Source organism: Salifodinibacter halophilus, from assembly GCA_012999515.1.
GTDB lineage: Bacteria > Pseudomonadota > Gammaproteobacteria > Nevskiales > Salinisphaeraceae > Salifodinibacter > Salifodinibacter halophilus.
Genome location: JABEEB010000001.1, coordinates 1,338,268 through 1,350,193 on the forward strand (window position 1 = coordinate 1,338,268; position 11,926 = coordinate 1,350,193).

The 11,926-nt window shown below is 62.3% G+C and carries 13 protein-coding genes and 1 other RNA gene; 2 read left to right on the top strand and 12 right to left on the bottom strand.

The window, feature by feature from the left end; translation table 11 throughout:
* Positions 1–4: 4 nt before the first annotated feature.
* The 6 genes from HKX41_06100 to rsmI form a co-directional block, all read right to left on the bottom strand.
* Entirely contained in the window at positions 5–1,741 is a 1,737-nt protein-coding gene (locus HKX41_06100; protein NNC23725.1) for a penicillin-binding protein 2, read from the bottom strand.
* Entirely contained in the window at positions 1,738–1,995 is a 258-nt protein-coding gene (ftsL, locus tag HKX41_06105) for a cell division protein FtsL (protein ID NNC23726.1), read from the bottom strand. Before ftsL ends, HKX41_06100 begins: the two co-directional genes overlap by 4 nt.
* A gap of 8 nt (positions 1,996–2,003) precedes the next feature.
* Positions 2,004–2,987 carry a 16S rRNA (cytosine(1402)-N(4))-methyltransferase RsmH gene (gene rsmH, locus HKX41_06110; protein ID NNC23727.1) on the bottom strand — a complete coding sequence of 328 codons (984 nt, stop codon included), beginning with the start codon at positions 2,985–2,987 and terminating at the stop codon, positions 2,004–2,006.
* 20 nt (positions 2,988–3,007) lie between these two features.
* Entirely contained in the window at positions 3,008–3,472 is a 465-nt protein-coding gene (gene mraZ, locus HKX41_06115) for a division/cell wall cluster transcriptional repressor MraZ (protein NNC23728.1), read from the bottom strand.
* A gap of 235 nt (positions 3,473–3,707) precedes the next feature.
* An RNA gene (gene rnpB / locus HKX41_06120) (RNase P RNA component class A) lies at positions 3,708–4,054 on the bottom strand.
* A 39-nt stretch (positions 4,055–4,093) separates the two neighbouring features.
* Positions 4,094–4,942, bottom strand: coding sequence for a 16S rRNA (cytidine(1402)-2'-O)-methyltransferase (gene rsmI, locus HKX41_06125; GenBank protein ID NNC23729.1), 849 nt, complete (start codon positions 4,940–4,942; stop codon positions 4,094–4,096).
* 109 nt (positions 4,943–5,051) lie between these two features.
* Between rsmI and HKX41_06130 the strand changes: the two genes are divergently transcribed.
* A complete protein-coding gene (locus tag HKX41_06130) occupies positions 5,052–6,917 on the top strand; it encodes a penicillin-binding protein activator (GenBank protein ID NNC23730.1) in 1,866 nt (621 codons plus the stop codon).
* Complete coding sequence (locus HKX41_06135; GenBank protein ID NNC23731.1) at positions 6,905–7,285, top strand: YraN family protein; 381 nt, start codon at positions 6,905–6,907, stop codon at positions 7,283–7,285. Before HKX41_06130 ends, HKX41_06135 begins: the two co-directional genes overlap by 13 nt.
* A 23-nt stretch (positions 7,286–7,308) precedes the next feature.
* Here the strand turns inward: HKX41_06135 and HKX41_06140 are convergent, their stop codons facing one another.
* The 6 genes from HKX41_06140 to HKX41_06165 are packed head-to-tail and all read right to left on the bottom strand — an operon-like array spanning position 7,309 to position 11,892.
* On the bottom strand, positions 7,309–7,716 hold the full coding sequence (locus HKX41_06140; protein ID NNC23732.1) for a ClpXP protease specificity-enhancing factor: 408 nt from the start codon (positions 7,714–7,716) through the stop codon (positions 7,309–7,311).
* 18 nt (positions 7,717–7,734) lie between these two features.
* Positions 7,735–8,370 carry a stringent starvation protein A gene (locus HKX41_06145; protein NNC23733.1) on the bottom strand — a complete coding sequence of 212 codons (636 nt, stop codon included), beginning with the start codon at positions 8,368–8,370 and terminating at the stop codon, positions 7,735–7,737.
* Positions 8,371–8,407: 37 nt separating this feature from the next.
* Positions 8,408–9,709, bottom strand: coding sequence for a histidinol dehydrogenase (gene hisD, locus HKX41_06150; GenBank protein NNC23734.1), 1,302 nt, complete (start codon positions 9,707–9,709; stop codon positions 8,408–8,410).
* Positions 9,706–10,356, bottom strand: coding sequence for an ATP phosphoribosyltransferase (locus HKX41_06155; protein ID NNC23735.1), 651 nt, complete (start codon positions 10,354–10,356; stop codon positions 9,706–9,708). Before HKX41_06155 ends, hisD begins: the two co-directional genes overlap by 4 nt.
* Positions 10,353–11,642 carry a UDP-N-acetylglucosamine 1-carboxyvinyltransferase gene (gene murA, locus HKX41_06160; GenBank protein ID NNC23736.1) on the bottom strand — a complete coding sequence of 430 codons (1,290 nt, stop codon included), beginning with the start codon at positions 11,640–11,642 and terminating at the stop codon, positions 10,353–10,355. Before murA ends, HKX41_06155 begins: the two co-directional genes overlap by 4 nt.
* Before the next feature lie 7 nt (positions 11,643–11,649).
* Positions 11,650–11,892 carry a BolA family transcriptional regulator gene (locus HKX41_06165; GenBank protein NNC23737.1) on the bottom strand — a complete coding sequence of 81 codons (243 nt, stop codon included), beginning with the start codon at positions 11,890–11,892 and terminating at the stop codon, positions 11,650–11,652.
* Positions 11,893–11,926 lie beyond the last annotated feature (34 nt).

Here is an 11,926-nt window from a genome sequence, read left to right on the forward strand (position 1 = left end):
GTCGTCACCCCGCGACCTTGACCGTCTCACCATCATTAGCGGCGAGTGTCACCGGCGAGGGCGCCACGTTCATGATGTGTAGCGCTTGACGCATCACACGCTTGAACACTGGCGCCGCCACGGTGCCCCCGTAATAGGTGCCCTTGGCCGGGTTCTCAACCATCACCAGCGTGACCAGCTCCGGATCGGCAGCCGGCGCCATGCCGATGAAATTCGCACGGTGCGCCGATTTGGTGTGCTTAGAGCCTTTGACCAAGCGCGCGGTACCGGTCTTACCGGCCACGTCATAGTGCGCCAACCGAGCACGCTCTGCGGTTCCACCTTCTTTCACGACGCCGTGCAACAGCCGCCGCATGGTCATCGCCGTTTGTTGGCTGACCACACGCCGCGCCGGTGTATGCACCTGCCCGCCATGCCCAGTGAAAAGCTTAAGCGACGGCAGCATGCCGTTATTGGCGATCGCAGCGTAAGCTCGCGCCAGTTGTAGCGGTGTTACGCCAACGCCATAGCCATAAGAAGCGGTTGCCGTCTCGATCTTGTTCCACTGCGTAAACGGCCGCAGCGTACCGGCACGCTGGCCAGGAAAGTTCACACTGGTCTTCTGGCCGAAGCCAAAATCACGATAGTTCTGCCAGACCTTTCTGGCCCCCATATCCAAGCCGATATGGGCAGCCCCGATGTTGCTGGATTTCTTCAGAATTCGGGCGATGCCCTCAGTACCGTAGTTATGGGTATCGTGGATCGTCAGTTGGCTGTTCAGGCGCCAGTAGCCGCGTGTCTCAATACGCTTGGAAAGCGACCAGACATCCTCGTTCAGCGCCCCCGAGATCAGGATCGGCTTGATTGACGAGCCGGGCTCCATGACATCGGTCGCCGGCCGCATCCGGAGCGCGTCCGATGTAATCGAGGACCGGTTATTGGGATTGAAGCTGGGGACCGAGGCCAACGCCAGGATACGACCGTTATTCGGGTTGAGTACGACAACAGCGCCATTTGAGGCCTGTTGTTTATCGACTGCCTTTTTGAGCGCCCGATAGGCAACGGTTTGGATTCGGGCATCGATGGTCAGCTTGACCTTTTGACCCGATTTCGGCGAGTCGAAACCACCGAGGTCATTGACCACATCGCCGAGCCGATTGGTGACGACGCGCCGCTTACCGGGCGTGCCGGCGAGCGTCTTGTTCGCCGCGCGTTCCACACCCGACAGCCCCTTGCCGTCGATATTGGTCAGCCCGAGCACTTGGGCAGCTGCCGGCCCGACCGGATAGAAACGCTTGTAGACACGCTTAAAAAATACGCCCGGCGCATTCAGCGACCGGATCTGGTTGGCCTTGAACGGCGACAACTGTCGCTTGAGGTAATAAAACTGACTGCCGCTATGGGCCTTCAGTTTCTTTTTAAGAACGCGGGTCGAAAGCTCCAGCTTGTCGGCGACCGATGCCAGTTTCTCCGACTTGGCCTTAAGCAGCGCCGACGGCACCGCCCAAACGGTTTCGGTGGGCGCGGACAACGCCAACGGCTTGCCATTGCGATCGACAATCGCCCCGCGGTTTGCCGAGATATCGAGCGTCTGGATGTGTTGCTCGCGGGCTCGCTTGGTCAAAAAACCATAATCGAGAATCTGCAGCGAAAAGCCACGCCACGCCAGCACAACTGCCGCCACGACGAACACCAGACTCACCGCCCACGTGCGCCAGCGCGCGGGGGCTGGCAGCGCACCCTTGTTGCCACGCCGACTCACGAGTGACCCCGCAACACGTAGTACTGCTTCGGCGGACGCATGTTCAGCGAATCACGCGCAATACGGCGCACACGCTCGACATTGGCCCATGTGCTGTGCTCGAGTTCGAGCTGGGCATGCCGGGCAACGAGCGTACCGTGCTGCGTACGCGCCTCTTGCAGCGCAGTGAAAAGTGAACGAGTCTGGTGTTTGCTCGCGACAACACCGATCGCACTAGCCGCTATCGCGGCCACCAGGACTATGCCGAGCACCAACTGCCGATTCACGACTCAACCACCGCATGCTGGGTGCGCCGCGCACTGCGCATGATCGCGCTGCGAGCGCGTGGGTTGGCGGAAACCTCGTTGGCATCGGGCGCTATCGGCTTGCCGATCAGCTCGAGTGCCGGCAATGTCCTATCGGCCATCGGCACCGGCGGCTGCGGCGGGTCTGCCTGATGGCGCAACGCCCGTTTAACAATCCGGTCCTCTTGCGACTGAAAACTGATCACAGCCAAACGCCCATCGACGGCCAGTGCGCGCACGGCCGCATCCAGCCCACGTTGGAGCGCACCTAGCTCATCGTTGATGAACACCCGCAGCGCGTTGAATGTTTTCGTCGCCGGGTGTGTAGCGCGACCGCGCGCAACGGGCGCTGGCACCGCTTCAGCCACCGCCGCCGCGAGCTCACCGCTATCGTTAATACGTCCGGCAGCGCGCTTGGCGACAACCGTGTCCGCGATACGCCGAGCCTGGGCTTCATCGCCGTAACGGCGGATGACCGCTGCCAGTGTGGCGCTATCGACCCGATCCAACCAGTCCGCTAGCGACTGGCCGAGCGCGGGGTTCATACGCATATCCAGTGGCCCCGGGTAACGCAGCGAAAAGCCACGCTCAGCCGAGGTCAACTGCGGCGATGACACGCCGAGATCGAACAATATGCCATCCACACCGCGCGCCGGTGCATGGTTCGCGATCACCTCGGTCAGATCAGCGAAATTAGCCGATTCGAATCGCAACCGCGACTCGCTTTGCGCATAAACTTCAGCGGCGCGGGCTGCGTCCGGATCTTGATCAAGGGCGATTACCCGCGCATCGGCTGGCGCGGCATCCAGCAGCGCGCGGGTGTGGCCGCCGCGCCCGAAAGTCGCATCGACAAACACACCACCCCGCTCAGGCGCCAGCGCCGTGACAGCTTCACGCACGAGCACGGGCGCATGACCGGCGTCCGAATTGGCAGGCTTCGGATCGGCGGGGCAATCAGTCATGGGACCGACGGCAGCGGCCGTCACAGGCTGATATCCATGAGAACGTCCGGCAATTCACCGGCGTTCGCGTCAGCGGCCAATTCGTCGGCGGTCGACTGGTTGCGGGCTTCGAAGCGCTCCGCATCCCAGAGCTCGAACAGATTGCCAATGCCCGAGAGCACCGCATGACTGACCAAACCGGCCGACTCACGCAAATTGCTGGGCAACAGGACACGCCCCTGACGGTCCATGTCGACATCCCTGGCGTTGCCGATGAAAAAGCGTTGAATGTTGCGAACCTTTGGATCGAGGCTGCCGCGGGCCAGAAGTTTCTGCTCGAACGATTCGAACTCACGTGACGGGTAAATCAATAAACAGCCGTCCCAGTGTCGTGTGACGACCAGACGCCCCCCGCAGTCATCAGATAAAGGCTGCCGATAAGCGGCCGGCACGGCGAACCGACCCTTCGTATCAATCGTGACGGGATGTGAGCCTTTGAACATCACTGGACGTCCCTCGTTAACCCACTTTGTCCCACAATATGCCCTCGGGCACCACTATAGGTGCGCGCTACTCAAGGTGTCAACATTGTTTTCAGAACCAGCAGCACACACCTGGTGTCCGGCAGTCCGTCGAAAATCAAATAGTTGGCGTTATTACTGGGAGATTGCGTGCCGTGCGGCACGTCTGACGCCTAGGTGGCGCCATGTGGAGGCGCTGCCGGCGTAGCGGCATCGAAGCGCGGGGAGCCAGCCGATAAGCCGGGTTCTGTCGTGCGCGGTCATTCATCTCGGGCTGGCGTCACCGCCAGCCTCGTGCGACCTACCCGAGGCCCGCGCGGGCTACGCGCTGCCTCCTATTCGGTCTTGCTCCGGATGGGGTTTGCCGTGCCACGAATCGTTACCGATCGCGCGGTGCGCTCTTACCGCACCATTTCACCCTTACCACACGCCGAACGTGCGGCGGTTTATTTTCTGCTGCACTTTCCGTCAGCTCACGCTGCCCAGGCGTTACCTGGCATCCCGCCCTATGGAGCCCGGACTTTCCTCGACGCCGTTAGACGGCGCCGCGACCACGTAGCCGACTCCCCGCAAGCCTAAGCTTAACACTGCTGCATACACCCGCCGCTATTCACGCGCCAGAACCAGCGCACGCTGATAGGCCGCATTACGGGCCACACCCAACGTCCGCGCGGCAATCCGGGCAGCCTCGCGCGTACCGGTCAAAGCCACCAGTTCGGTCAAAAGAGCGTCCAGATCGGCCGTCGGGGACTTGTCGGTCGCGCGTGCGGCGCCCGCGACGCAGACGACGAACTCGCCGCGTGTACGGTTGGCGTCTGCATCGACCCAAGCGACCCCATCGGCCAAATCAAGCTGGGCAGACTCCTCGAACCGCTTGGTGAGCTCTCGCGCGACGGCGATGCGACGCTCATCACCGAACGCATCCCGGCAGTCGGCCAGCATCGCGCGCATGCGGCGCCCCGCTTCGTAGAAAATCAGAGTACGGGACTCGTCGGCCAGCGCCGCGAGCCGGCGACGCCTGGCCACCGAGCGTGCGGGTAAAAACCCCTCGAAAACAAAGCGATCAGTCGGCAAACCAGAAACTGACAACGCAGCTATCGCTGCACACGGCCCAGCAACAGGCCGCACATCAATGCCATGGGCACGCGCGCCGCGTATCAATTCAAAGCCAGGGTCGCTGATACCCGGTGTACCTGCATCGCTAACCAACGCCACCGACTGCCCTGCTGCCAGCCGATTAAGAAGTGAGCGCCAGCGCGCGGCATCGCTATGCTCGTGGAGCGATTCCAGCGGTGTATCGATGGCGAAATCTCGCAATAACACGCCGGTATGGCGGGTGTCTTCGGCCGCGACGGCATCAACCGCAGCCAGCATCTCACGCGCTCTCGCGCTCAACTCGCCCCGATTACCGATCGGCGTAGCCACAACATAGAGCGTACCGGCTCTAGCCGTCATTGGATGTGCTTGGGGTTGCCAACAAACTTGCCTCGAACTTTAAACTCGTACTGCTATTATGCAGATACACCACGCGGGGGATGGTTTCGATACGGGAGAGCTTGGGGCCATGACAACGCGACGCGCGCACACTTTTTCGGTTTTTGTCGTCCTATCACTAGCATTGGTGGTGGCTGGATGCGCTGGGCACACCCCGCAGCCAACCGGGCACCACAGTGATCAAGCGGCGACCAAGGCACGCCGCGCCGGCCACCATGAGCTGGCAACTCGGCGCTACCAAAACCTCGCGGACAACGCTGGTTCGGCTGCCGAGAAAAACCATTGGCAGCTTCAGGCTGTGCTCAGCTCAAACCAGGCCGAACATTTTGCGCGGGCACAAAAGCTGATCACCGCGATCGATCCGAAACGACTTAGCGACGCGGACAAAGCGCTCTACCGCCTGGCTCGAACCGAAAACCAAAGCGCCGGACAATCCGCCAAGGCGCGCTTGAACTCGCTGCCCACGCCAGACGCCCAAACCCCTGACCGCGTCGCCGCAAGAATCCTGATTGCACGCGCCAAGGCAGCGTTTGCCGCTGGCAACACACGCACCGGATTTGAGTCCCTGGTCGCACGCGGTCGTCGACTCAACAGTGACAAGGCGCAATACGCCAATAACAAGCGAATTTTCAAACACGCTCGCACGGCCGATACCAGCCAAATCAACGTGAAAGACCGCAAGGTTATACGCGGGTGGCTGCGCCTCGGCACGATCGCGCGCCGTGTGTACCCGAGCGCCGATGCACGCGACCGCGCACTCGGGCGCTGGGTTCATAACTTTTCGGACCACCCAGCGAGCGGACGCTTTCTAAGCCAAGAACTCGGCTTTGACAAAAGCCAGCAGGCCGAGGCTCGACATCTGGCACAACAAGGCGGCAGCGCCAAAATAAGTGCGCCGGCCAGCAAGCAGGTCGCGCTCGCCCTGCCACTATCGGGGCGTTACAAAAACGCCGCCAGTGCGATACGCGACGGCTATAAGTTTGCCGCAGAGCGCGCCGATCAATCACTCCCACCGCCGCTTATCTGGAACACAACGGATATCAATGCGTCCCAAATGACTCGACGCGCCCAGCAGCGCAACATCGGCGTCGTGATTGGTCCGCTACGCAAGGCAGCAACCACCGCACTGGCACAAACCCCGGACTCAACCCGCGTCATCGCACTCAACCGCAGTAAACAACCACCCAAGCGCGCCGGGTTTTATCAGTTCGGGGTACAACCCACCGACGAGGCACGTACAGCCGCTCGACAAGCCCTGGCTAAAGGGTGGCACCGAGCACTCGTGCTAGTGCCCGACAGCGATCGCGGGCAACGGATCACGCGCGCCTTTCAATCACAGTTCCAAGACGACGGCGGCAAGATCGTGGCCAGTGCACGCTACGCCCCCAATGGCACCGACCACGGCAATGTCATTAAACGCTTACTGGGCGGGTATAAAACCCAACAACACCGCAACCCACGCAATATCGACTTCATCTTCGTGGCCGCCGCACCTCGTCAAGGCCGCCTGATCCGCAGCCAGCTGCGCTACAACCACGCTACTGGCTTGCCGATGGTGGCCACGGGATTGATTTACTCCGGCACGCCCAAACCGAAAAAAGACGTGGATTTAAACGGCGTGTATTTCGTCGACATGCCTTGGCGCATCGACAACAGCCAGCAACTGACCCAAAACCGTGATGCCGCGCGGCAACAATATCCCAATGCAACCGACTACAGCCGTTTATTCGCACTCGGCATGGACAGTTATCGCCTGGCGGCGACAATGGCGCGCGATGGCTTGAGCGCCAGCACCCGGATCGGCGGCGTCACGGGCCAGCTCACCATTGACGACAGCGGGGTGATTCACCGCCATTTGGCCTGGGCACGCTTCGTCAACGGTCGGCCCAAATTGCTGTCGATGCCGAAAACCGGCGACACAACGTGCTGTCAGTAGCCAAACGCCGGGCAGCACGTGCCCATCGCGCCGGACAGACTGCCGAACGCGCCGTCGATCAAGCCGCACAAGCCGCCGGATGGCAGCAGATAGCGGCCAATTACCGCGCCCGCGGGGGCGAGCTGGATCGGGTTTATATCGGTAACGGCTACCTGATCGTGGTGGAAGTCCGCTACCGCAGCCGCAACGACTACGGCCGCGCGGTGGAAACAGTGACCACGACCAAGCAGGCACGCATTATCCGCGCGACCCGCCAGTTACTGGCCACGAACGCCGACTACACAACGTATCCGGTGCGTTTCGACGTCGTCGGTGTCGACGCCGCTGGCCAACTTGAGTGGATCGAGAACGCGTTCGACGCCGTTTGACCGGCCTCGCCCCAGTTCGGCGCCTACTTCACGACCTTCAGGTGCGCGCGGCGATCGTCGACGTTATCGGCCTCGTCTTCGGTCGACGCCGCCGCATCTTCCGAAGTGTCCTCGGCGTCGCCGAAGAGCATGCCCTCGCCGTTTTCACGCGCATAGAGCGCCAGCACGGCGCCAGGCGGGATGCAAACGTCGAAATTGTCACCGGAAAACCGTGCCGAAAATGAGATTTCGTTGTTGTCCAGGCTCAGATCGCGAACCGCGCTGGGCGCAACGTTGACCGTGATCTTGTTTTCCTCGGTCACGAACTGACGCGGCACGATGACACGCGGTGCATCGGCCGCCACCAGCAGATGGGGCGTCAGTCCGTTGTCGAGCACCCAGTCGTAGAGGGCGCGGATCAGATAGGGGCGGCGCGAGCTCAATTCGGCCATTACCAGACTCCGATGTGTTCAGCGGGCGATCGCGGGCGCCATACGGGCCTCGGCCGATGACAGGCTAGCGCTGAAGCCGCTGCGCCTGAACAATCGGGCCGCATAGTCCCGCCATGCGTTGTCGCGATCATCTTTGTTCCTGCTGTTCAATGATAACCCGAACTGGTCGACGCGCCACAACAACGGCGCCAAGCTGCAATCGAGCAGCGACAGACCATCACCGGACGTGCGCAGCGCACCGACATCGGTCACGATCAGCTGAAGCCAGTCGGCGAGCGCGCGTTTATTGCGCGCGGTCGATCCTTCACCGAGGTCGAGCGCATCGGCCAGCGGATAAGCACGCGACTCGATACGGTCAAGCAACATTCGGTGCCGCGCGCGATCCAACGGCTCAGTCGGCAACAGCGGTGGATACGGATAGCGTTCGTCGAGGTAGGCCACCAGCGTACGTGTACCGAATACGCTGGCACCGCGATCGACCAAGGTCGGCACACTCGATTCAGGGTTGACCGCGGCCAGCTCATCGCTTGGCTCGTCCGGGTCGATGTTCGCGATCCGGACACGCGCTTCCTTTTCGGCCAGCACCAGTCGCGCGCGATGGCAATAGACACAGGTCGGCGCCGAATAGAGCGTCAATTGCGCTCGGTCGCGCATGCTCATCGCGCGGTCAGTACGTCGCTGTCGCGAGGCGTCACTTAGCGGTCATCGAGCCGCCACGCGCACGCGCCGAAGCGGCGTGCGCATCGAGCCCTTCGGCAACGGCCAGACGCTCGGCCACAGGTGCCAGCTCATCCGCACCGGCGGCACTAGCCTCAACCACGGAAATACGTTTCTGAAAATCGTAGGTTCCAAGTGGCGACGAGAACCGCGCCGTGCGACCGGTCGGCAACACATGATTGGGCCCAGCGCAGTAATCGCCAAAGACTTCCGGCGTCCAGTGCCCGACGAATACAGCGCCGGCGTGGCGGATGGAATCCAGCAACGCCGCGGCGTCGGCAACTGCCAGTTCGAGATGTTCCGGCGCCACGCGATTGGCAAGTTCGACAGCCTCTGCCAGGTCCGCCGTATGAATCAACGCACCATTGTCGCGCAACGACGCACGGATCGTTTCGGCGCGCGGCAGTCGCTCGATTTCCTCGGCCAGACAGGCCTCGACGGCGTCGATGAGTTGGGAATCCGGGGTGACCAGAACCGCACGCGCAGCCGGATCATGCTCGGCCTGGGCGCATAGATCCAGCGCGACCCATCGTGGATCGGCGCTGGCATCGGCAATGATGAGCACTTCCGAGGGGCCGGCGACCGACTCAATACCAACGCGCCCAAAAACTTGCCGCTTGGCCGATGCCACATACGCATTGCCGGGGCCGACGATCTTGTCCACCGCGGGCACGGTTGCTGTACCGTCAGCCAACGCCGCCACGGCCTGGGCACCGCCGATGGTAAACAATCGATGCACGCCAATATGAGCCGCCGCGGCGAGCACCCAATCATTAACCTGGCCGCCGGGCGCGGGCGAGACCATAATGATCTGATCAACGCCGGCTACGCGTGCGGGCACGGCATTCATCAACACGCTCGATGGATAAGCCGCCGCACCGCCAGGCACGTAGACACCGACGCGCTCGATGGGGCGCACGATGTGACCGAGCCGATTGCCGGCAGCATCGGTATAACTCGCGTTGTCGAGTTTCTGGTGTTGGGCGTACGCCGTCAGTCGCTCGGCGGCAGTCGCGAGCGCCCGACGATCGTCGGGCGACAGGCTGGCGAGCGCGTCATCCATGCGCTGACGCGGCACTTCCAATGCCGCAGCGTCGGCCGGCGTCCAGTCGTCGAGTTGCTGGGTGTAATCGACAAGCGCATCGTCGCCACGCTCGCTCACATCCGCAATGATTTCAGCCACACGTGTATCGACACGCGCCGTGGCGTCGGCCCCGCCCGCCAGCGCATCCACTACATTGATGCCGTACTCATGCGTTGAAAGCCGTTGGATCACGGCGCTCCCACCGTTTGATCGGGCGCTTCGAATGCAGCGATCAGCTCACGCACCCGCGCGTTATCGAGTTTCTGCGCGGCTTTGTTGACCACCAACCGAGCACTGATCGACTGGATGGTCTCGAACGTTTCCAAGCCATTGGCGGCTAGTGTATTACCGGTATCCACCAGATCCACGATGACATCGGCCAGCCCCACGATGGGGGCGAGTTCCATCGAGCCGTAGAGTTTGACGATCTCGATCTGGCGGCCACGCCGCGCGAAATGGTCACGCGCGATAGCCTCAAATTTGGTCGCGACACGCAGCGGTCGGTGTTGCGCAGCGGCCAGCGCGCCGGGGCAGCCGGCGATCGCCATACGGCAACCGGCAATACCTAGATCCAGCGGTTCGTAGAGATCCCGCCCGCCGTGTTCGAGCAGCACATCCTTGCCGGCCACGCCGAGATCAGCGGCGCCATAGGCCACGAATGTCGGCACATCGGTCGCTCGCAGAACCAGAAGCCGCAAATCGGGTCGACTGGTCCCGATAATCAATTGGCGCGAACTCTCGGGATCAACCGTGGGTGTAATTCCGGCCGCCGCCAGGCGCGGCAGTGTCGCCTCCAGGATGCGGCCTTTGGAAAGCGCGAGCGTGAGTTGTTCGCTCATGACGTCACCGCCGATCCGATGGGCGTCGAGTCGGGCAGTCGCTGGATGTTTGCGCCGAGCTGCGCCAGCTTTTCCTCAATGCATTCATAACCACGGTCGATGTGGTAGATGCGCCGGACGTCGGTCGTGCCACTAGCCGCGATGCCAGCGATGACCAGCGAGATCGATGCGCGCAGATCGGTGGCCATCACAGGAGCGCCGGTCAACTGCGGCTGACCGGTGATCACAAGCGTATTGCCCTCGGGCCGGATCAGCGCACCCATCCGCTCGAGCTCGGCGGCATGCATGAAGCGATTCTCAAACACGGCCTCCGTGATGGTCGACACACCGTCGGCGATGGCCGCGATGACGCAGAACTGAGCCTGCATATCGGTCGCAAACCGGGGATACGGCGCAGTCCGGACGTTGATCGCTTGTGGCCGCATACCGGTCGCATCGACACGGAGCCAGTCGTTACCGGCATCGACACGCGCCCCGGTCGCGGCCAGCTTTTCGGTGGTCGCTTCGAGCAAGCGCGGATCCGTGTGCGCCACGGTGATATCGCCGCGCGTGGCCACAGCGGCGGTCAGGAATGTGCCAGTTTCTATACGATCCGGCTGCACGCGGTGACGTGCGCCAGTCAGCCGCGACTGGCCGCGGATACGGATCGTTGAGGTACCCGCGCCTTCGATTTCGGCACCCATCGCCGTTAGACAGCGTGCCAGATCCGCGACTTCCGGCTCACACGCCGCGTTTTCCAGCACCGTCACGCCATCAGCGAGCGTAGCCGCCATCATGAGATTTTCGGTGCCGGTTACGGTTACGGACTCCATCGCGAAACGCGCCCCAACGAGGCGATGTGCACGCGCTTTGATGGTGCCCTGTTCCACCTTGATCTCGGCACCCATCGCTTCGAGCCCAGCAAGGTGAATATCAACCGGTCGCGTGCCGATGGCGCAGCCACCGGGCAGTGAGACGTCGGCGTAGCCGTGGCGCGCCAGCAACGGCCCCAGAACCAGAATCGACGCCCGCATGGTCTTGACCAATTCGTATGGCGCTTCGGGGCGCGTGATGGTGGATGCATCGACGGCCAACGCCATATTGTCCAACATGGTCACTGTTACGCCCATGTGAGCGAACAGCACGTTGATTGTCGTCACATCTTCCAGATGCGGGACGTTATCGATCGTTAGCGTTTCGTCGAGCAGGAGCGCGGCCGCCATGACCGGCAGCGTGGCGTTTTTGGCGCCGGAGGCGCGTATTTCACCGCCGAGCGGCGTGCCGCCCTCTATTCGGAACAGTTCCATGTGCAGCTTACGATGCGGCGTCAGCCTGGTCGGGCGTCCGGGTCGTCAACGACAGGGCATGGATCTCGCCGCCCATACGCTCGCCAAGCGTCGCGTAGACCATCCGATGCTGAGCCAGCGTCGACTGTCCTTCGAAACTCGGGCTGACAACGCGGGCGGCAAAGTGCGTGCCGTCATCACCGACGACCTCAACCTGGGCGTCCGGCAGACCGGCCTCAATCAATTCGCGGATGGTATCGGGCGAAAGCATAGGGGTACTCGAGTCGCGTGCGATCAATTTACGA

Excerpts from the sequence above, each read along its gene's own strand:
- rsmH (NNC23727.1), bottom strand. The coding sequence starts at position 2,987 with ATGACTGATTGCCCCGCCGATCCGAAGCCTGCCAATTCGGACGCCGGT.
- rsmI (NNC23729.1), bottom strand. The coding sequence starts at position 4,942 with ATGACGGCTAGAGCCGGTACGCTCTATGTTGTGGCTACGCCGATCGGT.
- HKX41_06130 (NNC23730.1), top strand. The coding sequence starts at position 5,052 with ATGACAACGCGACGCGCGCACACTTTTTCGGTTTTTGTCGTCCTATCA.
- HKX41_06140 (NNC23732.1), bottom strand. The coding sequence starts at position 7,716 with ATGGCCGAATTGAGCTCGCGCCGCCCCTATCTGATCCGCGCCCTCTAC.
- HKX41_06145 (NNC23733.1), bottom strand. The coding sequence starts at position 8,370 with ATGCGCGACCGAGCGCAATTGACGCTCTATTCGGCGCCGACCTGTGTC.
- HKX41_06155 (NNC23735.1), bottom strand. The coding sequence starts at position 10,356 with ATGAGCGAACAACTCACGCTCGCGCTTTCCAAAGGCCGCATCCTGGAG.
- murA (NNC23736.1), bottom strand. The coding sequence starts at position 11,642 with ATGGAACTGTTCCGAATAGAGGGCGGCACGCCGCTCGGCGGTGAAATA.
- HKX41_06165 (NNC23737.1), bottom strand. The coding sequence starts at position 11,892 with ATGCTTTCGCCCGATACCATCCGCGAATTGATTGAGGCCGGTCTGCCG.